This is a genomic window from Bremerella alba (assembly GCF_013618625.1).
GTDB classification, from domain to species: Bacteria; Planctomycetota; Planctomycetia; order Pirellulales; family Pirellulaceae; genus Bremerella; species Bremerella alba.
On record NZ_JABRWO010000001.1, the window covers coordinates 777882 to 804539 of the forward strand.

Here is a 26658-nt window from a genome sequence, read left to right on the forward strand (position 1 = left end):
TCTATCGCCGGCCGCTGGCGTCTTCTGTCTTGATAAACTCGTCCCACAATTGTTCCACGTGCTTTCCGGTGGCCTCGCGAATCATGGCGTTTTGAAACTCCTGCTTGCGGATCGCTTCATTGATCTTCTGCACGATACCGGGGTGCGTCTTTTCCAACCAGGCAACAAATTGGGCACTGGTGCGATAGCCATCGCGATAGCTTTGCCGCTGGGGATTAATGCCGCGAAGACGTGTCTGGGGTTCGTACTTGTAGAACCGGATATAGTCGGCGATCCCTTCGACCAACCAGAAAGGTCCGCCGCGGGGATAGGCCTGAATCACGTGAACCAGTTCGTGCACCACCATGCCGGTATCGTCGGGATGCTGCTTGACCCAATTGCCCGCGATCACAATTTGATTGCCAATCGTATGAGCGACTCCGTCCATGTCTTTCTTGAAGACCACACGAACTTCATGGGGCGGTGCGAAGCCCTCTTGCTGTAGCATCTGGGTAATCTTGGGATGCCACTGTTTGATCAATTTGGCCGAGTTGTCGCCCCACTCTTTCAGCTCGGGGACTTCGCTGACATCGACAATTACCTTCACCTCAGGCTGGGCAGACGCCCGTGTATTGTCGTGGGCGAAGACCCCCGCAGGAGCGAAGAACAACCCAGTGAGAATCAAGAGCGTGAGTCGCATCGAATGGCCTCTTCGGTAGCGAAATGAGAAGGATTAAGACGTGATCTATGTCCCCATCGTAGCTCACTGAAATCTCTATCGCATTGAGGTCCATTCCGGATTTGTATATTTTTCCGCAACTAACTGAGCGGTCAATTCACTGGGCCAGTCGAGCATCGGTCCGGTAGTTTCCCAAGCTTCGATCAGCTGCTGGCGGATCATTTCGCGAGGGATCGGCACGTTGGTGACGAATGACTCGTGAGGACGATGCTCGCGATAGTCAGGCATTCGCGGCGGCGTACGAAGTAGCTCCGGAATCAGATCTAAGTCAAAGTCATACAGAAGCGTACCGTGGTAGATGAGATGCGAGCGTTTGCAGCGAAGGCTATTGCCGGAGAACTTTCGCCCGTCGAGCGTCAGATCGCACGTCCCTTGGAAATCGACCTCGGGAACCTGGCCGGCGAGCGTTTTTTGTAGACGCCCCATCACGTATTGATGGCAGAGATCGAGGGCCGTCAGTTGGGGGTGCAACTCGTAACTAAGGACGACGGCATACATCAGACAGCCGCGGCCTGTTACCACAGCGGCACCACCACTGGCCCGGCGAAGAAATCGAACGCCCCGCGACTGACAGGCCTCGACATTGACTTCCTCGTGCAGCTTAGAAGCACGACCAATGACGACCAACGGCTCGATCGGCTCCCAAAGTCGCAAGACTTCCAGAGGTCGCCCGCTCGACTCGGCGTTATTAAGCAGAGCCTCGTCCAAGGCGAGATTCTCTTCGGGTGACGGCAGCGTAAGATCAAGAAGTTGCATAGACCAACTTGTTCCAGCCTAGCTGCGACTTTTGCCCGGAAACGCGAATGCACCGCCCATCAGAACCAGCCCCAAAACGACGCCGATTACTGAAAGCAACAAAAAGGTTTGCCGCGACTCGTAAACACCGAGTACGTAACGATCGCCAACCGCATTTCCGCGCATGTCATTCAACGCACCCCCACTGGAAGCAAACGCCCAGAAGTCGAGCGTGTTTTGCATCGTCCATTGCTGGACATCGCCTTCGATGAGTTCGATGGGGACCTCGCGTGCTTTGTCCAGCGATTCTAAAGGAGTGATCCGGTACAGAAACACGGAAGCGACCAAACAGCCCATCAGGAGGAGCAACCCCACGACAAACATGACCGATTGACCCACCGACCACTCACGGCGTACCGGTACCTCTTCCTTCTCGACCAGCGGCAGCTTCTTTAATTCGCGAAGCGTAGGGACTTCGACCGTCTTGCCGTCGGCAGTGGTAATCGTTTCACCGGCTTGCGAGGACTCGACGTGAACCTCTTCGCCATCGGGGGTTGTCAGTAGATAAGTTTGAGCCATAGCGTGTTTGGTGTCGCAAGTGATCTAACTAAACGGGAAACGTATTGGTCGAAACCACTTAGTCTACTCCCCCAACCGCCCGGTGTGAAAACGACATGCAGGAATGAGGCCGTTTTTTGAAAATCTTTACTGTTCTTGCACTTTCGGTGCGTTAGCTAGGAGCCGCTCGGCCGGTCTTGCCCCACCAGGGGAGTGAAATCCCGCCGTCGACCAATAGCGTGGCTCCGGTCGTGTAACTGTTCCGGGGACTGCTCATGTAGCAAATCGCATTGGCCATTTCTTCCGGCGTACCAAGCCGACCGGCTGGGATTTTCGCGCCTCCTTCGTCGAGAACCTCATCCGTGGCGAACTTGCGTTCCCCAGGGGTATCGGTCCAGCCAGGCTGCACGATATTCACGCGGATCTTGAAATCCGAAAGTTCAATGGCTGCTGTTTTGGCCATATGCTCGATCGCGGCCTTCGACATGTTGTAGGCCATGGCCTTGGGCGCCGGAATGAACGCATGAGGCGAACTGACGATGGTGACAGCGCCAGGCGTTTTTTGGGCGATCATTTGCCGCGAGGAAGCCCTGAGAAGATGAAACGCACCCCACATGGTGACCTCGATCGTACGGCGAAATCCGTCCATATTGGCTTCGTAGAAGAACTCGCGGTCGCTGTAGACCGCGTTCGAGACGGCCACGTCCAGCTTGCCGAAACGCTCGACACTTTGGGCAACCATGGCTTCGACCGCCTCATAGCTCGAGACATCACATTTGACCGCGATTGCTTCGCTGCCCAACTCTTCGACTTCGGCGACTACCTGTTCGGCCTTCTCGGGGCTGTTGTGGTAATTGACGATGACCTTGGCGCCTTGCTTTGCAAATTCAAGTATGGCCGCTTTGCCAATACCCTGGCTGGAACCGGTCACCAGGACCACTTGTCCTTCGAAATCTCGCTGCGTCATGGTTTTGCTTTTCCGGGCTAATCGAGGTGGGATAGTTCGCAGAACAAGTCTCTGCCTGACGGCTAATGCTAACGGGGCAATCATGGGGCTGCAATTCAAGGGTTGGCCAGGAAGGGGCCGTCGCCGGGATTCCTCTCAAATTCGATCGAACATTCTTACCCCCGGTTGGCGATTCGGCCTGAAAATGAGGTGTTCACGCGGCATCTCAGGTGTGTCCGATGGTGCAATGAAGAAACAAACCACCAGTAAAAAATGCACGTGTGTTGCAAGAATGCATCGCACTGGGGCAATCCTCCCCCAGGAACAAGGCTAAGGGAAAAGAATTCCCAGCACTTAGAGAATGCTGAGATAGACTGTGGTTGTCCGTAGATCGAAAAGGAGCGGAAACTCCTATTTTCCCGTATGAAAGTCTGGACCCTGGTTAGTGTCTAGTTAGAATTGGGTGAATTCAATCGATCAACGGATGCTCGATAACGTAGATTCAAATTTTGTATCCTCCAAACCCTCCACCTCTAGCACGAACATCTTGCCCCCACGGTCGTAAGTTCCGTGGTCCGAAGACGGAATTCTTTTTGTCGTGAAACGAGTTGAGGTTTGGTTGACATAGTTATTGCCCCGTAGCAACCCGAATCGCAAGATGGAGACACTTTGATCCATAAGGGAACTTAAGTGGCATAGACTACCTCCTACTACAAAGATCACGATCGATCGAAAGCCAGACGGAGCCAGTCGATCATTACTTTGGGTAGGTTGCAAAATTTAGGAAATTGATAGCACACATCCGAGTGTTTTTCCAGACCTGCAACCTCACGTATAAGCGGTAAAGTTCATGGAAATACGGCATTCCGGTTGATTACAATAGGTACTGAGGCCGATTTTTAGGGAATTGAAAGTCTGGTCGTAAACAAGGGTTAGAGTGATTCTTCGACACAGCAAGATGCTGGGTCGCTTGGTAGCAAGATAGGACTTGCTACTGAAGGAAAGGGGCACGGATTTCCAACTGACACGTTGCACGTTGCTGCCGGCCATGTCCGTTGACTGCTTCGATGCCGCGAGAGGATCGCAAGATTGGCGTGACTCCGCTGGGCTCAGCACAGTACTTTCGGGATTGGGCAAGCTACGCAGGCCGCAAGCACGCGTCAAAGGTAATCTCTTTCCAAATATCCACGGAAGGCAGTCATCCGCGTCTTAGGTGGTAGACTTGCGAAGTTTTTCATCGCAAAGAATACCGCTGAATAACGTGCGGATTGGGCGGGACGACCGCATAATTTTTCCCGTCACCCATGGGTTAACTCAGAAGAATACGAGCCTCACTTTGGCGAGTGAAGGAGTGATATGTTGTACGATTCGTTGATTGACGATTTCGAAGATGATGATGCACGAGCACGTCCGCGTAGCTTCGACGATGCTGCCGTCGATGTGATCGATGACTCCGATGATGATCGCATGATGACCACGGAGGATATGTCGAATGATTCGGCAGACGATTCATCCGATGAATTCACCGAGGACAGCGAAACCTGGTCCGACGACCCGGTTCGTATGTACTTGACGCAGATGGGCGAGATTCCCTTGTTGACCCGCCAACAGGAAATCTATCTCGCTCGTAAGATCGAACAAACCCGAGCCAAGTTCCGCCGCTTGCTCTTGGAGTGCGACTATGTCGCCCAAGATTCTTTTAAGATTTTGCAGCGCGTGCAGGATGGCGAATTACCGTTCGATCGTACTGTTCAAGTTTCAGTGACCGATCGCTTGGAAAAAGAACAGATCATGGGCCGCATGCCGATGAATCTGGTCACCGTTGATCGCTTGCTGAAGCGAAATCGCCGTGACTACGTCACCGCGCTAAGCAAGTCGGTTTCGGCCGATAAGCGTGCCGCAGCATGGCGTCGACTGAGCCACCGCCGTCAGCGCGTGGTGAACCTGATCGAAGAGTTGGGTCTGCGTACTCAGCGAATCGAGTCGAAGATCGGCGTGTTGGAAGAATTCTGCCGCCGCATCAATGAACTCAAAGCCCGTTTGGACGATCACAAAGCGGCGAACACGCCGATGGAAGATCGCCAACCGCTGCTGGCCGAGTACCGCAACCTGTTGATGGCTACGCAAGAGACTCCCAAAAGTCTCAACCGTCGCTGTCAGGCCGTCAAAGCGATCTACTCGGAATATCAGCAAGCCAAACGCGAGCTGTCCGAAGGGAACTTGCGTCTGGTGGTCTCGATCGCCAAGAAGTATCGTAACCGCGGTTTGAGCTTCCTCGATCTCATCCAGGAAGGCAACGCCGGTTTGATGCGTGCAGTCGACAAGTTTGAATACCGTCGTGGTTTCAAGTTTTGTACGTACGCTACCTGGTGGATTCGTCAGGCCATTACTCGGGCCGTAGCCGACCAAAGCCGAACCATTCGCATCCCGGTTCACATGGTCGAAACCATGTCCCGCGTTCGCAATGTGGCTCGTCAGCTGCTGCAAGAAAAAGGCCGCGAACCAACGATCGAAGAAACGGCCCGTCGTGCCGGCACTACCGTCGAGGAAGCTCGCCGCGTGCTGGCCATGAGCCGCTATCCGATCTCGCTCGACCGCCCTGTCGGTAACAGCGAAGACAGCCAGTTTGGCGATTTGCTTCCCGATGGCGAAGCCGAAAGCCCAGCCAACGGTGCTGCTCAGGAAATGCTGCGTGGTCGGATCGGTCGCGTGCTGAAGACCCTCAGCTACCGCGAACGCGAGATCATCAAGCTGCGTTACGGTTTGGGCGATGGCTACAGCTACACCCTGGAGGAAGTTGGTCACATCTTCAAAGTGACCCGCGAACGTATCCGCCAGATCGAAGCCAAAGCCGTCCGCAAACTGCAGCAACCCAGCCGCAGCCAAGACCTAGTCGGTTTCCTCGACTAAGTCGAACCTGCCACAACTTTCGAAATTCAAGAGCCGGACTCACATGGGTCCGGCTTTTTTTGTTGGTGCTTTTCAGTAAGCGATTCGGGGGTGTGCCCATGCTTGTTGACGCACTTGCTGAAAACTTCCCACTCCATCCTGTGGAAAACCGTTCAATAACCTGTCAGTATGCTGTCTCTATCCTGTCGGTAACCTCTCGATAGCCGTTTGATACGATGTCGATACTTGTCGATAACCTCCCTAACTAACTGACATGACCGAACCTCCGGAATCCAATCCGTTTACTTCTCCGCATGGCGACGATCAGCCGTCGTCGCCGGAGTTGTCTTCGATGCCGGGCCCTTTGGCGGTGGCGGTATTGTTGGGACTGTTGCTGACGGCCTGGCAGATTGGCGAGTTCCTGGTCATTGGCTACTCCGATACTTCACAGCAGTTCAGTTTGCTCATTGGGGCCACGCTCTCTTTTTTGATCTCGCTGGGCCTGATCGCGCGGAGCAGTCCGACGTGGGCGGTTGCGCGGTATTACTTTCTGTTTCATGGAATGATGTCCGTCATTTTTTGCGTGATGGCTTTCGTCTTTTCGAAGTCCCCGCTGGCAATCGTCTCAGGACTAGTGCAAGCTGGATTCTGCCTGGCGATCTTCTCGGCCCTGGGGAGAGAGACGGTGCGCAAGTTTCATCGCCTTCAATGTCCCCACTGCGACTTTGTGAACTCTGGTGGGGATGACCTGTTATGCTTCCAGCGGCGCTGCTCCCGATGCGGGTTTCGCTGGTAAACAAAATGCCCGACTCCTCGCACGACAATCCGTTTCAATCCCCTACCGCCGCGACCGACCCAATTGCGACGCCTTCTCGCAATATCCGGAACCTTGTCTCGCTGACGTGGGGATTGTTTCTCATGGTCGGCCTGATCCATGCCGTCGCCGGTCTGCTTGCCGGCAATCGCGTTCAACTGTTGGTTGGTTTTTTAAGCCTGGCTACCGGGTTTAGTATCTTGATACCGTCGGTCTTTACATGGCTATTCGGACTGGCTTTTGCGACACTGATGGCCGTTCTTTCGGTCGGGGTTCTGACCACAGGTATCGCGGAAGATCGCCCGCTCGTGATCGTGGGTCTCGCCCCGCTTATCCTGTACATCATCATCATGGTGCTGCTGATTCAAACGGCCAGCAAATACTACTGGCGACGAAGGGCCAACGAGTGAATCGGATAACTAACAATCCGTTTGAATCGCCGGGCATTCTAGAAGAGGCTCCCGACGCCACGCTGCTCGATGAAGAACCGACCCACCAGATGTCGGTCCTGGTTTTCGTCGCTTGGTGTCTGTTCATGCTGATCGCCATGATTCACTTCGGCATGTGCTGGGTGCTGCAAGATTTCTTCAATGGCATCCTGTTTTGCATGACCGGCGTGGTTGGGTTTATTCTGATCATTCCTACCCGCGGCACAGTCACCCTCGCCACCATGTATGCGGTCAGCGCGTGCGTCTGCTGCGGAACGTTCGCGGCGATTCACGAGAAAGGATTCCCAACGGTTATCCTGCTCGGCTTTGTTCTGGCGTATGCGATCATCGCTGCCATCCTGGGTTATATTGAATACCAGGAAAGGATGAAGCCGTATGGATGAAAATCCATTTGAATCCCACGATACGATCGACGAACCACCGATTGAGCCGGAAGTCATCGAAGTCCCCAGCGCCTTCCGCGTGCCGGGCCCGGTCGCTGTGGCGTGGCTGTTCAGCTTAGCGCTAGCCGCCGCTCTGGTCGCTTTGGTGGAAAGTCCTATCGGCCCGATCACCGGGCTGTTAGCCATCGCCGCCGGCTTTCTCCTGTTCTGCAAACAGTTGTGGGCCTACCGCGTGTCGGCCAACTACTTTGCGGTCCTCTTTCTGATCATGATCGCCGGATCCGCCTTGGCGATGCTCGAACAAGAATGGTGGCGTGCAGGGCGGGGAACATTGATCTTGCTGGTTACCACGCTCATTCTGCTGCTGCTGATGCATCCCAAGTCGCGGAGATTTTACTATCACAGCCCTGAGTGATCATCGGTTGGGGTTCCTCCGGCCAAAGACGATCTGACGTTTCATTGATAAACTAACGTCATCGAGTGACTTCATTTCACAGCTACCTCAGGATCAAGCCGTTGACCGACGCACAAGAAAACTCCCCCGCCAAGAAGCACAATCAGGGTGCCTGGGATCGGATGGCTCGGGGTGGGCATCGGTTTGCTCAGCCAGCGAAGGACGACGAATTTAAGAACCCGCTCAAGACGCTCGACCGTTGGGGCTGGCTCGGCAAAAGCATTTACGGGCAGCGCGTGTTGTGCCTGGCTGCCGGGGGTGGTCGCCAAGGGCCCCTGTATGCCGCGGCCGGTGCGGTGGTTACGGTGGTCGATATTAGCGGCGCCCAGTTAGAGATCGATCGCAAGGTGGCCGCCGATCGCGGACTGCAGCTGCGTACGGTGGAAGCTTCGATGGACGACCTCTCGATGTTCGCCCCGGCCGACTTCGATATCGTCATTCACCCGGTTGCGACGTGCTATGTGCCGGATGTGGCACCCGTCTTCCGCGAAGTCGCCAACGTGCTATGCGCGGGTGGAATCTATATCAGCCAGCATAAGACGCCCACCAGCCTGCAAGCGGAAGTCCGCCGCAGCGAAAACGGCTATGAACTAACCGAGCCCTACTATCGTAGCGGCCCCCTGCCCGAGGTCCGCGGCAGCCGTCACCGCGAAGAAGGGACGCTCGAGTATCTGCACCGCTGGGACCAACTACTGGGCGGCATGTGCCGAGCAGGCCTGGTGATCGAAGACCTGGTCGAGCCGCTGCACGCCAAAGAAGACGCCGAGCCCAACTCATTCGAAGACCGTAGTAAATACATCGCCCCGTACGTACGAATCAAGGCTCGTCGAGTGGGTCAGGAGCAAGCTCGGACCGAAGCGGGTTCGTTGTGGCTGCCTAGCTAGATGTTTTCGGCACTTCTCGGCCACTTACCGGCAACCACTTCGTCATTCGCAATTGCCTGAAGCGCCACAATCCCAGCGATCAGCAGGTAAAAGCTTTCCCAGGCGATCACCAGCGGCATTCGATTCCACAGCGCCGGCAGCATCCACGCTGCCGTTAGCGAGATGGCCAAGATCGCACCCAGACCGATCACCAATTGACGTTGACGGTCCTCTTTTATTTCTGAAATCGTCAGCGCAACAACCATCGTCGGGCAGCTCCACACCATCAGGCCTGGCAGCGCCACCGGCAGTTCCTGCCAGGGGAAGTCGCTTTGCAATATGGCAAAGCATACCAGGGTGGCCGCAGTCGTTAATGCGAAGATCGCGGCTAACGAGAACTGCGACTTGGCTTCGCGGCAACCCATGCGATAGATGGTGGGAAGGGCCACGCATAGCAGCCCGAACACGCTTAGGATGATCGCCCAGTGCAGCAGAGGAATCTTCTCGATGGCACCTAGTAGCATGCTTCCCAGCCCGATACTTGCCAGCATAGCGATCGACCACAACGGCCAGGCTTCCGGGCGACGTATCCACCCGGCGGCGATCAGGCCAATCTGACCGAGCATCAGCCCCAACATGCAGCCAAACAAGGCCTCCGACGGCTGCCCGCTATGCAGGTTGGCCGCCAACGAAATGTCAACGCAGATGCTGGCCGCAGCTAACAGGGAAAGCAGAAATCGTCCGGGAGTAATCATCCCTTTATCGTGATTGGCGGCCGCGGCAATTGCACACCGAACTGCCCTCACGCACTGACGAAATCAGATCTCGCGATAACGATTGTATCGATTATCGCCATTAATCGACCGCAATCGGGTCTCCGCTGGGTTGTAGTAATTCTGATTGCTGAGGCGGCCTTTGCGATTTAGCTTCACGCAAGATCACGACTCCACCTCCAAGCAGATAGAGCGACATAAAGCCGGCGATTTGTGCTACCAAGCTAATGTCTCCCGTCGAGCGCTCGGTAGAAGCCGCCATGATCACAGAGATCACTACCAGTAGCGACATGATCGTGACATACCGTCGCATCGAAATCGTACGCCGAGCGACAAGCATGAACCCAGCCAAGGGAATCGGAACGGCAGTGCCAAGGAAGTAAAAGATAAATGTAAGGAACCATCCCCAATCGAGGTTAACTTGAATGGCCACCGCGCAAGCAATGGTCACCAGCGTCATCAGGCCGAAGAGAAGCGACAGTGAAAATTGCACCTGCATACCGACGAATACCACGCGGTAGATCGCGACCGGCGCGATTCCGAAAAACAACGTCGCCAATAAAATGACAAGCACTCGATCGAACGGCGCGCCCCATGACGATAATGTGACGGTCAGCCCAAAAAGAAGCGAAACGATAAAGCCCGCGCTGGGCAACTTCCAGGAACTTGCATCTTGCATCAGCAGAATTAGGCAAAGCGTCATCTGCCCCAGAGAGAGCCCCAAGATGCACATGGTCAAGAATACCGTTGCAGGACCTTGCTCTAAGTTAATGACGCTTGTTGACAGCGCGAAGTTTAAGAATGCCGTCAATAACACGAAGTAGAATGAGACTCGGTCATAACGTTTATCGTTCATTCTTGAAGCATCGCATTTTCTTGAGCCGGATGCACGTAGTTGCCGCACGATCACGTTGCAAAACGATCCTCGGCCCGGCAAAATTGAGCCTGACGATTCTTTATTCAGCACTTTCCGTCGCACAAGTACAATGACTCACGAATCACTTCAAGAAATCGTTTGCTGCATGGGCCAGCCGGTAGCCGGTAACCCGTCCCAGTTCATGATGGAACGGGCCTTTGCTGCGGCCGGTTTGGATTGGCGATACCTCACCTTAGAAGTTACCCCGGAAGACTTACCGGCTGCCGTGGCCGGTATGAAAGCGATGGGATTCAGCGGTGGGAACTTCACCATCCCGCACAAGGTGGCCGTCATTGCCCACCTGAATCGACTGACCGAGGCGGCCGAACTGATGGGAGCGGTCAATTGCGTGTTCGCCGAAGAAGATGGTTTCGTCGGCGAGAACACCGACGGCAAAGGCTTCGTCGCCGCGCTGAAAGAAGTCGTTGAGCCAGAAGGAAAGAAGGTCGTCCTCTTTGGTGCCGGGGGAGCAGCCCGGGCCATCGCAGTCGAACTCGGATTGAACAAGGTGGCTAGTATCGACGTGGTGAATCGCGACGCTGGTCGGGGCCGCGATCTGGCGAACCTTCTCACTGAACGCGTGGGGATCGCAGCGAGGTGGATTCCCTGGAATGGAAAACACACGCTGCCGGAAGATGCCGATCTGGTCATAAACGGCACAAGTATCGGCTTAAGCGATGCCGCTGCAATGCTGCCGGTCGACCTCGACACTTTTCGCGAGTCGATGCTTGTCGCCGACGTGAGTTTCAACCCACCTCAAACGGCATTTCTGCAAGCGGCCGAAGATGCCGGGTGCCAAGCGATTGACGGCCTGGGAATGCTGGTTAACCAAGGCGCGATCGGTTTCAAAATCTGGACCGGCATCGAGCCTGATCGGGCTGTTATGCGAGAAGCGCTGGAAGAGTACCTGGGGATCTAGTCTGAGGGAAAATGGAGTTGTGCCGTCGGTGGCTCAACAAAAAAACGAGGCCCATGCATTCGCTAGGGCCTCGCTCGAATCATTCCGAACAATCACGGTCGTTCGGTCTATTTCCATAGTCGCTTACTCGCCAGCTTTGGCAATCCCGATCACACCAACGCCCACGCGCGGGCCGGCGTCGCCGGATGGTTGGCTCTTCAGGTCGTCGGCTTTGGCATGCACGACAATCGAGCGACCCAGCACGATGTGCAGCTTCAAACCTTTGGCTTTGATATCGATCTTGGCTACGCCGCTGTCGTCGGCGGTGATGTTGCCCAGGTCACCAACGTGGCTTTCGGCGCTTGGGGCACCATGTTCGTGGCCATCTGGATTGAAGTGACCACCAGCGGCCGAGCCGTCGGCTTTGGTCAGGTCACCGAATTCGTGAATGTGGAAACCGTGTTCGCCTGGTTCCAGGTTGATAATTTTGCCGGTCAGGTGCACGTAGCCGTCTTCCTGCTTCAGCATAATGATGCCCTTCACGTCGCTACCGCTGGTGGAAGCCAACACGGCAACCGCGGCTTTGGGCATTTCCACCATTTCAGCGGTATGCTCGTGGTCTTTCTCAGGTGCGTCTTCCTTTGCACCTTCGTCTTGGGCCAGGACTAGGCCGGGAATTGCCAATAGTAGAATGCTTAGTGTTAGGATGGTCGATTTCATGTTGCTGCGTTCTCCTGCAGAAGGGTGAAAATATGGTATTCGGCCGGCAAGAACTGTTCTTCCGACGTCATCACTCGGGAGCAAGTTCCTTGCGCTCATTGTTACGCATTGCGTGGCCCCATTCCACCAAGGGCGAAAACTTTGTCGGTCCTGACCCGACAACACCAATTGCTCATACACGACACTTGGGCAGGTGAAACATCATGCCGTTTGGTGGATATTTTCACTTACCAGCGTTTTCATGCGAGCGGCAGAATCGCGAGCAAACTGTTTCTGAAGTTTTCGCATATACGGATGGAGCAACCAGACGATCCAACGTTTAGGGCGAGAGAATGCTAGAATGTCGTACCATACGTCTCCGCTTTGGTCCATTTCCACCAGGAAACGTTCTTCGCCCGTCTCCATATGAGCCGGAAGTGTCCCGTAGGCGAATCCGAACTTGGGCGTATTCATGGGATCGTCAATCACGTACACAATGCGTGCTGCATTGAGCCAGTACATGCCAGCCGCTTTACCAATCACACACACCGCTTCCCCTTCACGGATCGTCGTGGAGGTTGGTCTTGCCGAGACCCAGCCCAGTTCAAACTGCCGCCATTTTCCCAGGGCATCTTTGGCCCTGTTAAATGTTTCGATCCCATGACCAAGCTTCACACGGGTATGATCGACTTGAAAACCTTTGGGCGGGGTGCTGGCCGTTTTGCCTTGATGACAGTAAGAATACTTCCGCTCTCGCTGGTTTTTCAAAAACCGCTCGACGGTCGCAGCAGCAGGTGAATGAAAGCGAAACATTGCGGTTTCAAATCGTCTTAAAGAAAATGCTTGGGATGAAATGAGCTGAACCGTAAAATCATAGCCAAGACAACCTTGATCGGCCCGATTTAATGATTCGACGAAATGACCGCTGACGATCACCCTAATAACAACCGACAGAAAACAGTTCTCGTAACCGGTGCGACCGGGTATGTGGGAAGCCGCCTCGTTCCCCAAATCTTACCGCATTACAACGTACGCTGCATGGTTCGTGATCCTGAACGTCTCGACGCTGCGATTCGCGATCAAGTCGAAGTCGCGCAAGGAGACGTGATGCATTCCCATTCGCTGCGCGAGTGTATGCAGGGAGTCGACGTTGCGATTTATCTCATTCACGGCTTGGGCTACGGGCCCGACTTTCAGAAGAAAGATCGCATCGCGGCAGAGAACTTTTTAAATGCGGCCCAAGAGGCAGGCGTCTCTCGCATCATTTATCTGGGTGGCTTAGGAGACGATGAGGACCCTGGTCTTTCACCGCACCTCAAGAGCCGTCACGAGGTGGGCGAAGTATTTCAGGCCAGCGAAGTCCTTACTATCGAGCTTCGTGCTTCGGTCGTCCTGGGTCCGGGAAGTCTTTCGTACGAACTGATCCGTTCGCTGACACAGCGGTTGCCGGTCATGATTTGTCCGAAATGGCTCTCGACCCCTACGCAACCAATCGCCACCGAAGACGTGCTGGCTTACCTGCAGGAATCGATCGAACTGCCGGTAGAGAAGAGCGAGGTCTTCGAGATCGGCAGCCAAGATGTGGTCACCTATGGCGGGCTCATTCAGATGTACGCCCAAGAACGAAACCTGAAGCGATACTTAATTAGCGTACCACTGCTGACGCCTTATCTTTCGAGTCTTTGGCTAGGATTGGTCACGCCCACCAGCGCCCAGGTCGGACGGCATTTGATCGAAGGGCTCAAAAATCCAACTGTCGTGCGTGACGACCGAGCACGCAAAATCTTTTCTCATCAGGCAATGACAACCCAAGAGGCTGTCCGTCAGGCTGTTGAGCAAGAAGCTTAGCTGGCTGTGGTATCAACGCTTCTGAGTAAAATCTGATCGGTTCCGACTGAAAACGTCTTCGAATGTTTCGATTTCGCAACACGCGTGGTGGTTGGGCATCGCTCAGTTAGGCTCGACGTTGGATTTGGGCAACTTTTCCTTCTGGTTAAGCTAGCTGGTAGCAACCTTTCCTAATGCGGTCACTTTGCCAAAAAAGCGGATTAGTTCGTCGGCAATTAGCAACGAAATCTTGAAAGATTTTCGTTTGCTGTAAGACTAGATGAGGTATGCTTTTCCAGCGGAAAACGATCATGGTGGTAAACTTTTATGTTTGCCAGGCAGCACGATTTTTGCGAGTCTATAAGACTCAACACGCGTGGAAGAGGCGCCCCGTTTAAGGGAGTAGAACCGATCTGGAGCGAGATGGATTTCGTCGGCGGATAGGCCTCGGTGGTCGTATTCGATAACCAACTTGGTCAGGAACTTGAACCATGAAACTCGCTCATCTTAAAAAGGTACTTGTTGCCCCGGCGCTGCTTAGCGTGGTGGGTATGAGTATCGCGCCAACGCCTTCGCTTGCTCAGTGCGGCGGTTGCGGACCGTCGTACAAGGTCGTCACTCAGACCGTCTATGAAGAACAACCTGTTACCGCCTACCGGACGGAATACGAACGGGTCGAAGTTCCTAAAGAGGTCACCACCTATCGCCCCGTTTGGGAAACCGAACGTCGTGAGCGAACCGTGACCGTGGCCAAACCAGTTACCGAGACATCCGAGCGTGAAGAACGCTACACCGTGATGAAGCCGGTCTGGAAGGAACGCGTAGAAGACCGCAGCTACAATCAAACGCGCTACGTCACCGAGACTGAAGTGCGCGAAAAGGTGAACACGGTTCTCCGCCCCGTCACCGAAACCCAGTACTACGATCAGCAAAGGGTCGTGCGTCGCCCTGTGACTGAAACGGTGATTCAAAACCAAACGGTCACGATGTACCAGCCGCAGACCGTCTGCAAGACTCAGTACGTCGACCAAGGCGGCTATCAGACCACCCAGGTCTATACGCCTGGTCCGACTCGTAACCGTTTGCGTTGGACCCAAGGTCAAACGTACCTAGATCCGGCAACGGGTCAGTACCAATACGACCGCGGTGGTTTGCACTGGATTCCAGAGCAGCGTCCTGGCTCGGTGAGCAACGTCACCAACTACGTGCCCAATGTTGTGGCCCAGCAGGTTCCCGTTACTCAGTACGTTCCGACCCAAGTCACGCAACAGGTTCCCGTTCAACGCGTTCGCTACGAAGACGAAGTCCAGGTTAGTCGCATTCCTTACAACGTGACTCGCTACGAACAAGTCCAGCAAGTCGAACAGATTCCCGTTACGGTTCAGAAGCCTGTCACGGAACGGGTCGAGAACATGGTGACGGTGAAGTACTGCGACTGGGTTCAGGAAGAAGTCGTCCGCAAGGTTCCGATCAGCACAACCAAAATGGTTTACGAACAGCGCGTCGAGCCCTACGAGGTGAAGGTCCAGAAGTGGGTCACCGAAACCAGCACGGTTACCGAAACCAAGCTGGTTCCTAAGAAGGTTCAGTACAACTATACCCGCCGCGTTCCGCGTACGGTGACTATGCGTGTTCCGCTCGATTCCTATGGCAACCCGGTTTATGCTGCCCCGGCGACTTCACAACGTGTGGTCCTTCCGCCGGCCACGCCTTCGCCGACCCCGGCGGTTCAAAACAGCGTGGTGGAGAAGCCGCCAACCATTATCGAACGTCGCATCATAAGTCCTTCGGAACCGCCACCGGCTCCGAACAAGGAAAATGAAGCTGCTGCTGATAGCCAGGCCACCAAGGACGAAACGAACTCGTCCCCCAGCGACGAAGACCCAACGGGTCAACCGATGCTGTAAAGATCAGGCTCAACTTGATGATCCCAAAAAGGCCCGTCGCAAGACTGGGCCTTTTTTTGTGCACTAGCCGCAAATCCGATCTTTCGAGATCCATTCCGCGAGTAACGACTGTTTTAAGTTACCTAGCGTACGTAGAATGAGAGCTCACTCCTGCCTCATCTATCTCGGGGAAAACATGAGCAGGAGACGCTTCTTTCCCGCGACGACCGTTCGTCGTTCCACTTTGATGGTCAGGCATGAACTTCTTCTTGAATCTGTTGGACACGTCCGACTTTCCTAAGCGTTGGCATTGTGGAGACTGGTCCGCCGGTCACGGTTGGTTGCATATCCTCTCGGATGTTGGCATTTGGGGGGCCTACTTTGCTATTCCCGCAATACTCGCTTACTTTCTGTTTCAGCGGAAAGACCTACCGTTTCGACGCGTGTTCATCCTGTTTGTGGCGTTCATCCTACTGTGCGGCCTGACGCATCTGATGGAGGCGATCATTTTCTGGTGGCCCGCCTATCGACTGGCTGGTCTTCTAAAATTGGCGACCGCGATCGTTTCCTGGGCAACGTTAGTGGCGCTTGTTTACAACATTCCTAAGGTCTTACGACTACGAAGCTCGAAAGAGCTAGAAAAAGAAATTGAAGCTCGCAAGGAAGCCGAACAAGCGCTGCTCCTCTCGAATGAAGTGTTAGAACAACGCGTTCACCAACGTGTCGAGCAACTCAACAAAGCGAATGCGGAACTGAAAGAGCGCGAAGCACGTTGGCGAAGATTCGTCGGCTCGAATATCGTCGGCGTCGGTGTGGCAAATGCCGAAGGAAAATGGCTGGAGGTCAACGGAGAACTGCTACGCATGCTCCGCTGCTCGGAAGAAGACTGGCAAAGGGAAGGCATGCGTTGGTACGACATGACCCCGCCAGAGTATTTGCCGCGGGACATCGAAGGAATCGAAACCGCGGACAAACATGGGGCATGTCTCCCCTACGACAAAGAGTATATCGCCAAAGATGGGACTCGCGTGCCGATTACGCTGGGGTATACGCCGGTTGAAGATCGCCCCGGGCAATACATTTGCTTCGTACTCGACCAGTCGCGCCTCCGCGAAATGGAACAAGCGCTCAAACAAAGCCAGGCCGAGTTCTTCCAACTCGCCGATGCCATTCCGCAGATGGCCTGGATGACCCGCGCCGACGGTTACGTCGATTGGTTCAATCATCGTTGGTACGAATACACCGGCCTCTCGCAGGAAGATTGCCTCGGTTGGAGTTGGACCCAGTGTATTCAATCGGAAAAATTACCGCAGGTAAAAGCAGCCTGGGACAAGAGCATCGAGACAGGCCAGCAAGTCGACATTGTCGCTCCGATTCGCGGTGCTGACGGTGTGGTCCGACCTTTCCTAACCCGTGCCCTTCCCTTGAAAGATGCGGACGGTGAAATCGTGCGTTGGTTTGGCACCAACACCGATATCAGCGAGCAGCAGTTAATTCAGGAAGAACTACGAACCGTCGCCGCTCAGCTTTCCGACGCCGATCGCAGGAAGGACGAGTTTCTGGCGACCCTGGCTCATGAACTCCGCAATCCGCTTGCACCCATCCGCATGGGCTTAGAGCTGATGAAAATGGCCAGCGACGATCGAGAGCTATTGAATGAAACCCGCGAGACGATGGAGCGACAGACCAAGCAGCTGATCTCGCTCGTCGACGACCTGTTGGATGTTTCTCGAGTAACGCGCGGCAGGCTTAATCTACGCAAAGCCGACATCAAGATATCCGACATCCTCGAGAGCGCGGTGGAAACCTCTCAACCGCTGATCGATGACTCGAAACATAGGCTGGAGGTAATCAATAACAACGACATCACGATCCACGTCGATCCTAATCGACTCGCTCAGGTCGTATCGAATCTCTTGAACAATGCTGCTAAATACACACCTGACGGAGGTAAGATCACCCTTTCGGTCGAGCAAGCGGATCCCCATCACGTAGCCATCGAGGTCCGGGATACGGGAATTGGGATACCGGCCGACATGGTAGAGAGCATCTTCATGATGTTCACTCAGGTCGATCGTTCCATAGAACGTCGCTACTCAGGCTTAGGGATCGGCCTTACCCTGGTCAAATCCCTGGTAGAAATGCACGGAGGAACCGTCTCGGTAACCAGCGAGGGAAAAGGAAAGGGGAGCCAGTTCACGGTTATCCTACCCATACGAGAAGAAGACCAGCCGACGCAACAAATCGAGCTACCGATCGAAGGTCTTTCGCCGGCAAAAGTAAAGTCTCGTGTGTTAGTGGTCGACGACAATAAAGCCGCCGCCGATATGCTCAGCAAAGTGGTTAAGATGCTGGGCAACACCGTCGAAACCGCCGAAGACGGGCAGCAAGCAATCGAAATGGCCCAGGAGTTTCAGCCAGAGATCATCCTGATGGATCTCGGCATGCCCAAAATGAATGGCTATGAAGCGGCACGGTATATCCGCCAACAAGACTGGGGCAAGAACATCCTCCTGATTGCCCTGACAGGCTGGGGACAACAGGAAGATCGCGAGCGCACCAAAGATGCCGGCTTCGATCATCACCTGGTCAAACCAGCCGATCCTGCGGAACTGCAGCGGATGATTAATCAGTATCGCAGCGAATAAAAAAAGGAGTCGACTAGGTCGACTCCTATGAATCTCATTCGAGAAAGTGGCAACAAAGCGTTCCGCACTAAACGTCCAAGTTTCGCACATCCAAAGCATGCTTCTCGATGAACTCGCGGCGAGGTTCGACCTTGTCGCCCATCAAGATGCGGAACATATCGTCGGCGGCGGTCGCGTCGCTCATGGTGACCTGCATCAAGGTTCGGTTTTGTGGGTCGAGGGTCGTTTCGCGAAGTTCTTCCGCGTTCATTTCGCCCAGACCTTTAAAGCGAGTTACCTGCATGCCGCGTTCACCGGCCGATCGGACGGCGGCTAGAAGACCTCGCAGGTCTTCCAGGCCCGTTTCTGTTTCACCGCGACGCAGCTTATAGCGCGACTCGGTACTGCCGGTGCGTTCTTGCGGGATGAGGGCCTGGATATCGAAGCCCAGTTCGGCGATCTCTCCCAGCTTGATGTTGATCGTCCGCACTTCATGCAGTTCGGCGATGTGGGGTGCTTCGATCTCGGGTTCTTCTTCCTTCGGCTGACCGTTGGTATCTGGTTCTGCGCTGAGCACTTCCCCGTCGACCACTTCGCCTTCGTCAGGAATCTTCGTGTCCGGTTCGACATCAAGACCGCGCTCGTTCAGGAAAGCATCAAGGTCTTTCTTCGACGAGAACCAATGTTCTTCACGACCCATCACCAAGTGGAAGACCGGCAACTTCTGGCTGACCGGGTCTTGACGCACCGCGTGAATCTTGAGGCCGATGCCGCGTCGTTCCAACGCAACGATCGCTTCTTCCAGCGGAGCAAGTGAGCGGCAAAGCTTTTCCATCTTTTCGCCTTCGATGACGTCGCCGTTATCGTCCACGAAAGCACAGTCGGCCAGACCATTGTCCAGCAGCTGGTTCTTCATTTCCTCTTCGGTCTGGACGTACCAAATGTTCTTCTTATGCACCACGCGGAACAGCGGCGGCTGGGCGACATAGACGTGCCCGCCGGCGACCAGTTCGTTCATCTGGCGATAGAAGAACGACAACAACAGCGTGCGAATATGCGAGCCGTCGACGTCGGCATCGGTCATGATCACCACTTTGTTGTACCGACGCTTGTTGATGTCCTGGTCGATCCCAATGCCCACGCCGATGGCTTGGATCATGCTGCGGACTTCTTCGTTGGCCAGCACTTTATCTTCGCGGGCCTTGTAGGTGTTGATGATCTTACCTCGCAGCGGCAAGATGGCCTGAAAGTCTCGCAGGCGTCCCCCTTCGGCCGAACCACCGGCCGAGTCACCTTCCACCAGGTACAGTTCGCATCGCTCCATCTCTTTGCTGATGCAATCGCGAAGCTTGCCTGGCAGACCGCCACCGCTGAGGGCGTCCTTTCGGTTTCGCAGCAGATCGCGTGCTTTACGAGCCGCTTCGCGTGCTTGCCCGGCCAGAAGCGCCTTGCGAACGATGATCTTGGCAACCTTCGGATTCTCTTCCAGGTACTTCGCGAAGAACTCGCCGAATCCAGAGTTGATATAGCTTTCGACTTCGCTGTTGCCCAGTTTGGTTTTAGTTTGTCCTTCAAACTGCGGCTCTGGCACGCGAGTATTGATGATCCCTGTCAAACCTTCCCGGAAGTCATCGCCGGACAAGGCCAGGTCCTTGATCATGTTCTCCTTCTTCGCGTAGTTGTTCAGCGTCCGCGTCAGGGCCGTCTTGAAACCCGACACATGCGTACCCCCTTCGTGCGTGTTGATGTTATTCACGTACGAATGGAGATTCTCGGTGTACTCTTCGCTGTACTGCAAAGCGATTTCGTAGCCGACCCCTGAGGTCACTCCGTTCAGGTAAATCACATCAGGATGCAGCGCGTTGGTCGACCGGTTGAGATGCGCGATGTATTCGATGATGCCTTGCTCGTAGAGGAACTCGTCTTTTTCCTGCGTGCGTTCATCGATGAAGATGATTTTGACGCCCTTGTTCAGGAAGGCCAGTTCCTGCAGGCGTTTGGCCAACATATCGTGATTGAACTTGCTGACATTAAAGATCTGGCTGTCAGGCTTGAACGTCGTTTTAGTGCCGCGTTTCTTAGTCGGCTGGCCTTTTTGAACGGGCCCCTGAGGCACGCCACGCTCGTATTCCTGCTGCCAGACGAAGCCATCGCGGTAGACTTCCACTTCGCACCACTCGGACAGGAAGTTCACCACCGTCACGCCCACGCCGTGCAAACCACCCGAGGTTTGGTAGGCACCCTTGCTGAACTTGCCGCCGAACTTCAGCACCGTCATCACCCCTTCCAGGGTCGAGACGTCGCGGCCGACTTGTTCGGAAAGCTGCGGGTGACGGTCGACCGGAATGCCGCGACCGTCATCTTCTGCCGTGACCGAGTTATCGTTGTGAATCGTCACGATCACGCTGGTAGCGAATTCGGCCATCGCTTCGTCGATCGAGTTATCGACCACTTCGTACACCAGGTGATGGAAACCACGCGTCGAGCGGTCGCCGATGTACATACTCGGGCGTTCACGAACGTGTTCCAAGTCGGAAAGGTGCTCGAGATCGCTCGCGCCGTATTCCGATTTGGCCTTGGCCTGTTCGGCCTGCTTTGCGGCTTCCTTGTTTTCGATGTCCCCAGGCGGCTGATCTTGAGGTTCGTTCGATTCGGTCATATTGGCTTTTCGTTTCTCTTTCCTGTCCCCTCTCTCCTGAAGGGAGAGGGTTAGGGTGAGGGGTTAACTGTATCGGTTAACTAGGTGAATTGTTATTGGTTAACTTGTGTTAGGCGGGGAGTTGTTCGCAAAGTCGTTCCTCTTTCCTCTCCCCCAAGGGGCGAGGGGACAGGAGCGGAACTAATCAATCCGCCCTACTTTAATTTTCAAATCGGTAATGCCGTGATCGGGCAGTTGTTCCTGCAAGGACTTGAGGATCTTTGGCTTCTGGAAACTAATCATCTGGCTGATTGTCGAGTTGGCGACCATCACCAACAGGGTGCCACGCTGCACATTGCCGGCCACGCTATGCTCGGCCAGTCGCTGGCCAGCAGCCACGTCCCAGGCCTTTTGCGTGGCATCGGCCGTCTGAACCTGGGCGTAACCCTTCTGGACCATCAACTGGGCCAAGGTTCCTTTGATCGATTGCAATTTGCCGGGCTGGCGTTGGCTCATGATTGGGTCATTCCGTTTGTCTCACTGTAGGCTGCTCTACCAGTCACCCCTTTGGGACTGATGAGGTACGTCGAGCGAACCCTAAATTCCTGCTAACCAGAACTCATTAATCGTTAAAGCATTACCGATCGCGTGCCAACGGCATGACGACGTAGTCGTAGTTGTCGTCTGTACTGAACAGGGCAGCACTTTCGGCGTTCTGGATGTTGAGGGTGAAGTTGTTTTCGCCACCCAGCACTTTATAGAAGTCTTGCACGAAGCGGTGGTCCATCGTGATCTCGACATTCTCGCCGTCGTAAGGGATCGGAATCTCGACGCGAGAATCTCCCACCTCGGCCGTGTTGCTAGAAAGGATCATCGAGCCGTGACCGAACGTGAAGTCGATCCCACGGCTCTCGTCGGACGTCACAATAGCTGCCTGGCGAAGCGCGGCGAACGCTGGGCCAACCGACATCTCGATTAGGGCCGCTTCGCGCTTCTCGGGAAGCACATCGCGCCACTTGGGGAAACGTCCTTCCACCAGGCGGGCATAAATCGTGGCTGGGCCAACTTTGACGAGCACGTCGTTGGTGCGGCTTGCAATCTGCACCGTAGCGTCCAAGTCGGTCAGACTGCGCTCGATCAACTGCATGGCCCGCGAAGGGATGATTGTCATCGCATCGCTATTACCATGACCATCAACCTGCGTGGCAGGGCCTTCCATCTTGGCCAGGCGGCGGCCATCGGTTGCTACCGCGGTGATGCTCTTTTCGCCTAGTTCCAGCAAGATACCACCCAGGGCGTAACGGCCGCTTTCGGTATCGGTGGCAAAGAGGGTCCGGCGAATCAGTTCTTTGAGAACCCGAGCCGATACTTCATGGTATTTACCCTCGGCGAACGTTTGCACGGTGGGAAACTCGTCGGGGTCTTCGCTCGACAGGGTGAACTTGCTGTGCTGGGCTTGCACGACAGTTCGTGATTCTTCCCGCTGCACGCTGAGTCGCTCATCGCGAACCTCCTTCAAGATAGAACCAAACCGAGCCACTGGCAAAACGATGCTGCCGGGTTGCTCGACTTCGATGCCTTCGACCTCGATACGCACCCCGATCTCCATGTCGGTGGCCATCAAAATGGTGGCCTTCTCGGTGGCATCGAGTTTAACGCTTTGCAGAATTGGCTTAGGACTGCGGCTAGGTGCCACCATGGCCGCCGTCTGGAATGCTGTTTGAAACTTCTCGCGATCGAACGTGATTTTCATGGAGTTCGTTAATCCAACAAATGTCTTCTTAGTAGTATTTCGAAAGAGTAGTAGTAGTAAGGCGACCCTTCGAGCTGTCGATAAGTAACGTCCTAGGTGCGTTTCGCTCGGGCATCTTCGGGGTAAACGAAGTCGACAGCTGTGTGAAAAACCTGGCGCTAGGCCGTTGTTTTCCTGTCAGTTGGCCGTCGACAAGTTCGCTAGCGGCGTCGGTCGTTTCTTCAGGCATTGAAAAGCGACTTGCTGTCGACATTCGTGCACATGAAACCAACACCTTTTCCACTACTTCTCCTGCAGGGTCCGCTGGGCGGACGCGATAATACGAATTACGTAATGCTTAAATCTTCGTTTATTCTTCGAGTCGACGCGATCGGTTGATAACAACTCGAACCGAGCGATGTTGTCTCGATTTCAACTCCCGCTTCGAAATTCACCCCGCACTGCGCTGCAAGATGCTCTCTCGCAGTTCGTGCACGGCTTCTCTCAGAGCGATATCCTTCTTGAGTTTGGCTTCCATACTGCTCACCGCATGCATCACGGTGGTATGGTCGCGGCCGCCGAAATGTTTTCCGACTGCCTTTAAGCTTTCTTCGGTGAGCTGCCGAGCCAGCAGCATGGCGACGCTGCGGGCTTGGACAATACTTTGCCGCCGTGAACTCCCCTTCATGTCGGCCGCTTTCACACGGAAGTACTTGGCCGTCATGCTGGCAATATTACGCAGGCTAACCTTGGCCGTGTTGTGCTCGCTTTGCAGCAATGCGTCGACGATCGCCGTATCGATGACTTGGTTTACCTGGGTTCGGGCGATCAGTCGGTTCACGATCCCACTGAGCTGAAGCAGGCCATGCGGAAAAGCGGCGGCCAGTTTCTGTGCGGCCATCTTCGTGATTTGTCGATTATGCCGAGTCGCGATCCCCTGAATCAGCACCTCGCGGGTCCCCTGCTCTGGCAGCACCACAGGCACCAGCAAACCGGCCGATAGGCGGCTGCGAAGTTCGACCGAAAACCCTTCCATGCCAATTGGGTTTTCTCGGCACGAAACCAAGACCGCTGCACCACGCCGCTCGAGTTCGTCGAGCAAATGCAGAAGCACCTGTTGCATGGACGGGAAGTGCAAAAGTTCGTGCAGGTCTTCGATCACCAACACATCGGTCCCGAAGAACTCGGTTCGCGTGCTGCTGGCCGTCTCTTGACGTAGGGCGTTGCCATATTCGCGGGCAAAATCACTGCCGGTTACCGAGAGAACACGCAAGTCGGGCTCTTTTTCGACCAGCACCCCAGTCAGGCCCTGCAGCAAGTGTGACTTGCCAGAACCACTGGGACCGTAAATGATGACCGGAGAGAACTGCGAAGCGTCGTGCTTCAATGCCTCGACCGCCGATTGAATCATGCGGTTTTCCGGCCCTGCCACAAAGGGACGCAGCCCCTCAATAGATCGTTTTACCGACCCATTGTAGGCGGAATCCTCCTGGCGGACCCAAGGCAAGGCAATGGTGATGATCTCCGTAACCACCGAAACTCCGTCTATGTCTGTCAGACAACGTGGAAAAGCTCTATCGGCAGAGCCGCATTCGTCGTTAACGTGGCAACGAATGAAAACTCCTAAGCCCTGTAAGGGCGACCGAATGGACCCATTGGAACTTCGGTCGCCCTTACAGGGCTATCGCAAGGTTGGAACCCTCGCCTACGAAGCACCGATTATAGAGGTTTTCCACAGGGAAAACTAGCCACGGCAGGCATTTATCGGCCGTTTTAGCGTCGACGTAACCTTTTGACACAATTAGAGATACGACTTGCCACTTCGTCGACCTCCGGCTCCGTCGTGAAGCGGCTCAAACTTAAACGAATTGAGCCCGAAATTACATCTTCCGCAAGGCCCATCGCGATCAGCGTAGGAGACGGCTCGGACGACCCGCTCGCACATGCCGAGCCGGTGCTGCAGGCGACCCCGGCCATGTCCAAGGCCATCACCAAGGCCTGGCGATCAATGCCTGGAAAGGCGACGTTCGAGGTGTGCGGAAGACGTGGGGAATCTTGGCCGATGATGACCATCTCATTCGCGCCGACCAGATCCAACAGCAGCGTTTCCAGGCGATCTCTCAGGGCCTGCATACGTGGTCCGGCTTCCGGCAAGGTTTCGATTGCCAGTTGCAGCGATCTTTCAAAGCCGATCGCCAGTTCCACGCTCTCGGTCCCAGGCCGCATTGCCAACTGCTGCGAACCGCCGAACATGCTGGGGTTCAGCGTCACGTTGTCGTCGAGCAGCAGTGCCCCGACCCCCCGCGGACCGTGGAATTTATGAGGAGTCAGGGTCATCGCCGAGGCCCCTAAATCGCGGAAATTCACGGGTATTTTGCCAATTCCCTGCACCGCATCGACATGCAGGGGGACTTTCCGCTGACGACAAAGGGCCGAAATCTCTGGGATCGGCTGCAGGACGCCCGTTTCGTTGTTCCCGAGCATCACACTCACCAGCCGGGTAGGTTCGGCAAGCCAGGCTTCCAACTCAGAGAAAACGACCACCCCGCGATCGTCTACCGGCAGCACGCGAACTTTCACCCCGCGTGAGGTTAACTGGTCGGCCGCTTCGAGAATCGAAGGATGTTCGATGGCGGAGACGATGACCTGACCAGCCGTTTGCTTCCCCAATCCGAACACGGCCAGGTTGTTGGCTTCAGTTCCACCGCTGGTAAACACCAGGCGATCGCTGGCAAAACGGGTCGTTTCGGCACCGAGGTTATTGAGAATTGTTTCGCGTGCATCATCGAGCCGACGATGCGCCTTTTGGCCCGCTTGATGTTGGCTGGCCGGATTGAAGAAGGCCGACTCATAGGCCTGATTCATGGCCTGAGCGACTTCCACGGCCATGGGCGTTGTCGCATTGTTGTCGACGTAAATCACTTTTCTGGTGTATCTTCCGACGAGTCTTCGTCTTCGGAAGCCTCCTCTTCAGCGGGTTCTTCTTTCTCGGTTGCGGGAAGCTTATCGAGCTGCTGCTGTGCTTCTTTCGTTTCCGGAGCCAATCTCAGAACTTGCTCGTAGCAGAATCTTGCACGCGCTGTCTGTTCAGAATCTTGAGCTGCTTTGCCAGCTGTTAGATACAACTCAGTCAGAAATGCGTCGAGGCTTTGCTGCCCAATGGTTTTCTGCTGAGCTTCGCCGGCGTCTTTTTCGGTTTGCGTAAGATCATCGTGCGGTGGTCCGGTTTGATCTTCTTGCTCGAGCCAAGTTTGGGGCAGCGGGTTATTTTTCTGCCGGCTTAAATCGAGCATGTGATGCAGGATATCGGGGATCAAAATGTACATGTTCCCTTGGGCCGCTTTTTGGATCTCTGGCCACATCACGGCGGCGTAGCCTGGGTTAGCTTTGCTCCAACGATTGAGATTGATGGCCCCGTTCGCTTGGGACATGTCGAGATAAGCGATCAAAATCGCGGCGTCACTTTTATAGATGGTGCCTTGGGTGAGAAGCCTTACCGTCACCCAGTCTTTGTCCTTTGGTTTCTTGCCGGATGCGGTGATCCACTTGTTCGTGACCAGGTTGAGCTCGAGATTGCCGGTGTTGTTGAAGTAGTCGGTCGCCGTCAGACGCGTGCCGAATGCTTCGTAATAGCTGAAAGTCCGTCGCTGAAAACCATCGGGCGAAAACTGCTCGCCGGAATGACTCGACGTGCCGAGAACGATGGTCCCTCCGATCACTAGGACGACTAGCAAAATCAGCACGACGATAAAGACGCGCAGCGTCGTCTGATTCGCAGGGGGAGCAGGAGCAGAATTACGAGGTGCCGGACTCACAGGGAATCGCCGTAAATGGAGAGAGAGGGTCGTAAAAA

24 protein-coding genes are annotated in these 26658 nt (G+C 54.9%); 10 read left to right on the plus strand and 14 right to left on the minus strand.

Going from position 1 to position 26658, the window contains the following annotated elements:
* Position 1 precedes the first annotated feature (1 nt).
* The 4 genes from HOV93_RS03085 to HOV93_RS03100 form a co-directional block, all read right to left on the minus strand.
* Entirely contained in the window at positions 2 to 679 is a 678-nt protein-coding gene (locus HOV93_RS03085; protein ID WP_207394961.1) for a basic secretory protein-like protein, read from the minus strand.
* Between the two features lie 75 nt (positions 680 to 754).
* Positions 755 to 1474: a lipoate--protein ligase family protein gene (locus HOV93_RS03090; protein ID WP_207394962.1), complete on the minus strand. Its 720-nt coding sequence runs from the start codon at positions 1472 to 1474 to the stop codon at positions 755 to 757.
* 18 nt (positions 1475 to 1492) lie between these two features.
* Positions 1493 to 2032 carry a hypothetical protein gene (locus HOV93_RS03095; RefSeq protein ID WP_207394963.1) on the minus strand — a complete coding sequence of 180 codons (540 nt, stop codon included), beginning with the start codon at positions 2030 to 2032 and terminating at the stop codon, positions 1493 to 1495.
* 151 nt (positions 2033 to 2183) lie between these two features.
* On the minus strand, positions 2184 to 2978 hold the full coding sequence (locus HOV93_RS03100) for an SDR family NAD(P)-dependent oxidoreductase (protein ID WP_207394964.1): 795 nt from the start codon (positions 2976 to 2978) through the stop codon (positions 2184 to 2186).
* Positions 2979 to 4316: 1338 nt separating this feature from the next.
* Here HOV93_RS03100 and HOV93_RS03105 point away from each other — a divergent pair.
* The 6 genes from HOV93_RS03105 (at position 4317) to HOV93_RS03130 (ending at position 8830) form a co-directional block, all read left to right on the plus strand.
* Entirely contained in the window at positions 4317 to 5867 is a 1551-nt protein-coding gene (locus HOV93_RS03105) for a sigma-70 family RNA polymerase sigma factor (protein ID WP_390813721.1), read from the plus strand.
* Between the two features lie 253 nt (positions 5868 to 6120).
* Positions 6121 to 6642 carry a hypothetical protein gene (locus HOV93_RS03110; protein WP_207394966.1) on the plus strand — a complete coding sequence of 174 codons (522 nt, stop codon included), beginning with the start codon at positions 6121 to 6123 and terminating at the stop codon, positions 6640 to 6642.
* Between the two features lie 5 nt (positions 6643 to 6647).
* Complete coding sequence (locus HOV93_RS03115; protein ID WP_207394967.1) at positions 6648 to 7070, plus strand: hypothetical protein; 423 nt, start codon at positions 6648 to 6650, stop codon at positions 7068 to 7070.
* A complete protein-coding gene (locus HOV93_RS03120; RefSeq protein ID WP_207394968.1) occupies positions 7067 to 7492 on the plus strand; it encodes a hypothetical protein in 426 nt (141 codons plus the stop codon). Before HOV93_RS03115 ends, HOV93_RS03120 begins: the two co-directional genes overlap by 4 nt.
* Positions 7485 to 7907 carry a hypothetical protein gene (locus tag HOV93_RS03125; protein WP_207394969.1) on the plus strand — a complete coding sequence of 141 codons (423 nt, stop codon included), beginning with the start codon at positions 7485 to 7487 and terminating at the stop codon, positions 7905 to 7907. Before HOV93_RS03120 ends, HOV93_RS03125 begins: the two co-directional genes overlap by 8 nt.
* A 101-nt stretch (positions 7908 to 8008) precedes the next feature.
* Complete coding sequence (locus tag HOV93_RS03130) at positions 8009 to 8830, plus strand: class I SAM-dependent methyltransferase (protein ID WP_315853334.1); 822 nt, start codon at positions 8009 to 8011, stop codon at positions 8828 to 8830.
* Here HOV93_RS03130 and HOV93_RS03135 read toward each other — a convergent pair.
* Together HOV93_RS03135 and HOV93_RS03140 are read right to left on the minus strand one after the other, a co-directional pair.
* Positions 8827 to 9564: a hypothetical protein gene (locus HOV93_RS03135; RefSeq protein WP_207394970.1), complete on the minus strand. Its 738-nt coding sequence runs from the start codon at positions 9562 to 9564 to the stop codon at positions 8827 to 8829. The two genes, HOV93_RS03130 and HOV93_RS03135, sit on opposite strands and share 4 nt — an antisense overlap.
* 100 nt (positions 9565 to 9664) lie before the next feature.
* A complete protein-coding gene (locus HOV93_RS03140) occupies positions 9665 to 10438 on the minus strand; it encodes a hypothetical protein (RefSeq protein WP_207394971.1) in 774 nt (257 codons plus the stop codon).
* A gap of 130 nt (positions 10439 to 10568) precedes the next feature.
* Here HOV93_RS03140 and aroE point away from each other — a divergent pair, with 130 nt between their 5' ends.
* A complete protein-coding gene (gene aroE / locus HOV93_RS03145) occupies positions 10569 to 11417 on the plus strand; it encodes a shikimate dehydrogenase (RefSeq protein WP_235989704.1) in 849 nt (282 codons plus the stop codon).
* A 123-nt stretch (positions 11418 to 11540) separates the two neighbouring features.
* On the opposite strand, the gene HOV93_RS03150 is transcribed toward aroE, so the two are convergent.
* The gene (locus HOV93_RS03150; protein ID WP_207394972.1) at positions 11541 to 12116 is read right to left on the minus strand and encodes a superoxide dismutase family protein; all 576 of its coding nucleotides are present in this window, start codon (positions 12114 to 12116) and stop codon (positions 11541 to 11543) included.
* A 201-nt stretch (positions 12117 to 12317) separates the two neighbouring features.
* Entirely contained in the window at positions 12318 to 12908 is a 591-nt protein-coding gene (locus tag HOV93_RS03155; RefSeq protein ID WP_207394973.1) for a DUF1990 family protein, read from the minus strand.
* Positions 12909 to 13013: 105 nt separating this feature from the next.
* Between HOV93_RS03155 and HOV93_RS03160 the strand changes: the two genes are divergently transcribed.
* From HOV93_RS03160 to HOV93_RS03170, 3 genes are all read left to right on the plus strand, one after another.
* Positions 13014 to 13943, plus strand: a complete 930-nt coding sequence (locus HOV93_RS03160) for an NAD(P)H-binding protein (protein WP_207394974.1) — start codon at positions 13014 to 13016, stop codon at positions 13941 to 13943.
* A gap of 470 nt (positions 13944 to 14413) precedes the next feature.
* On the plus strand, positions 14414 to 15829 hold the full coding sequence (locus HOV93_RS03165) for a hypothetical protein (RefSeq protein WP_207394975.1): 1416 nt from the start codon (positions 14414 to 14416) through the stop codon (positions 15827 to 15829).
* Between the two features lie 236 nt (positions 15830 to 16065).
* Positions 16066 to 18456 (plus strand): PAS domain-containing hybrid sensor histidine kinase/response regulator, encoded by a 2391-nt coding sequence (locus HOV93_RS03170; RefSeq protein ID WP_207394976.1) that lies wholly within the window; start codon positions 16066 to 16068, stop codon positions 18454 to 18456.
* A 67-nt stretch (positions 18457 to 18523) separates the two neighbouring features.
* On the opposite strand, the gene HOV93_RS03175 is transcribed toward HOV93_RS03170, so the two are convergent.
* The 6 genes from HOV93_RS03175 to HOV93_RS03200 all read right to left on the minus strand — a co-directional run bounded on the left by HOV93_RS03175 (position 18524) and on the right by HOV93_RS03200 (position 26620).
* On the minus strand, positions 18524 to 21094 hold the full coding sequence (locus tag HOV93_RS03175) for a DNA gyrase subunit B (RefSeq protein WP_207394977.1): 2571 nt from the start codon (positions 21092 to 21094) through the stop codon (positions 18524 to 18526).
* A gap of 180 nt (positions 21095 to 21274) precedes the next feature.
* Positions 21275 to 21589, minus strand: a complete 315-nt coding sequence (locus tag HOV93_RS03180) for a DUF721 domain-containing protein (protein WP_207394978.1) — start codon at positions 21587 to 21589, stop codon at positions 21275 to 21277.
* 121 nt (positions 21590 to 21710) lie between these two features.
* Complete coding sequence (gene dnaN, locus HOV93_RS03185; protein ID WP_207394979.1) at positions 21711 to 22826, minus strand: DNA polymerase III subunit beta; 1116 nt, start codon at positions 22824 to 22826, stop codon at positions 21711 to 21713.
* Positions 22827 to 23256: 430 nt separating this feature from the next.
* On the minus strand, positions 23257 to 24339 hold the full coding sequence (locus HOV93_RS03190) for a DnaA/Hda family protein (protein WP_207394980.1): 1083 nt from the start codon (positions 24337 to 24339) through the stop codon (positions 23257 to 23259).
* 239 nt (positions 24340 to 24578) lie between these two features.
* On the minus strand, positions 24579 to 25727 hold the full coding sequence (locus HOV93_RS03195; protein ID WP_207394981.1) for a cysteine desulfurase family protein: 1149 nt from the start codon (positions 25725 to 25727) through the stop codon (positions 24579 to 24581).
* Positions 25724 to 26620 (minus strand): hypothetical protein, encoded by an 897-nt coding sequence (locus tag HOV93_RS03200; RefSeq protein ID WP_207394982.1) that lies wholly within the window; start codon positions 26618 to 26620, stop codon positions 25724 to 25726. The genes HOV93_RS03195 and HOV93_RS03200 overlap by 4 nt, the downstream gene beginning before the upstream one ends.
* Positions 26621 to 26658 lie beyond the last annotated feature (38 nt).

What these genes read in the sequence shown, in the direction of transcription:
- HOV93_RS03110 (WP_207394966.1), top strand. Translation starts at nt 6,121, where the DNA reads ATGACCGAACCTCCGGAATCCAATCCGTTTACTTCTCCGCATGGCGAC.
- HOV93_RS03170 (WP_207394976.1), top strand. Translation starts at nt 16,066, where the DNA reads ATGAACTTCTTCTTGAATCTGTTGGACACGTCCGACTTTCCTAAGCGT.
- aroE (WP_235989704.1), top strand. Translation starts at nt 10,569, where the DNA reads ATGACTCACGAATCACTTCAAGAAATCGTTTGCTGCATGGGCCAGCCG.
- HOV93_RS03165 (WP_207394975.1), top strand. Translation starts at nt 14,414, where the DNA reads ATGAAACTCGCTCATCTTAAAAAGGTACTTGTTGCCCCGGCGCTGCTT.
- HOV93_RS03135 (WP_207394970.1), bottom strand. Translation starts at nt 9,564, where the DNA reads ATGATTACTCCCGGACGATTTCTGCTTTCCCTGTTAGCTGCGGCCAGC.
- HOV93_RS03125 (WP_207394969.1), top strand. Translation starts at nt 7,485, where the DNA reads ATGGATGAAAATCCATTTGAATCCCACGATACGATCGACGAACCACCG.
- HOV93_RS03155 (WP_207394973.1), bottom strand. Translation starts at nt 12,908, where the DNA reads ATGTTTCGCTTTCATTCACCTGCTGCTGCGACCGTCGAGCGGTTTTTG.
- HOV93_RS03115 (WP_207394967.1), top strand. Translation starts at nt 6,648, where the DNA reads ATGCCCGACTCCTCGCACGACAATCCGTTTCAATCCCCTACCGCCGCG.
- HOV93_RS03175 (WP_207394977.1), bottom strand. Translation starts at nt 21,094, where the DNA reads ATGACCGAATCGAACGAACCTCAAGATCAGCCGCCTGGGGACATCGAA.
- HOV93_RS03085 (WP_207394961.1), bottom strand. Translation starts at nt 679, where the DNA reads ATGCGACTCACGCTCTTGATTCTCACTGGGTTGTTCTTCGCTCCTGCG.
- HOV93_RS03090 (WP_207394962.1), bottom strand. Translation starts at nt 1,474, where the DNA reads ATGCAACTTCTTGATCTTACGCTGCCGTCACCCGAAGAGAATCTCGCC.
- HOV93_RS03150 (WP_207394972.1), bottom strand. Translation starts at nt 12,116, where the DNA reads ATGAAATCGACCATCCTAACACTAAGCATTCTACTATTGGCAATTCCC.
- HOV93_RS03095 (WP_207394963.1), bottom strand. Translation starts at nt 2,032, where the DNA reads ATGGCTCAAACTTATCTACTGACAACCCCCGATGGCGAAGAGGTTCAC.
- dnaN (WP_207394979.1), bottom strand. Translation starts at nt 22,826, where the DNA reads ATGAAAATCACGTTCGATCGCGAGAAGTTTCAAACAGCATTCCAGACG.
- HOV93_RS03100 (WP_207394964.1), bottom strand. Translation starts at nt 2,978, where the DNA reads ATGACGCAGCGAGATTTCGAAGGACAAGTGGTCCTGGTGACCGGTTCC.
- HOV93_RS03160 (WP_207394974.1), top strand. Translation starts at nt 13,014, where the DNA reads ATGACCGCTGACGATCACCCTAATAACAACCGACAGAAAACAGTTCTC.
- HOV93_RS03180 (WP_207394978.1), bottom strand. Translation starts at nt 21,589, where the DNA reads ATGAGCCAACGCCAGCCCGGCAAATTGCAATCGATCAAAGGAACCTTG.
- HOV93_RS03140 (WP_207394971.1), bottom strand. Translation starts at nt 10,438, where the DNA reads ATGAACGATAAACGTTATGACCGAGTCTCATTCTACTTCGTGTTATTG.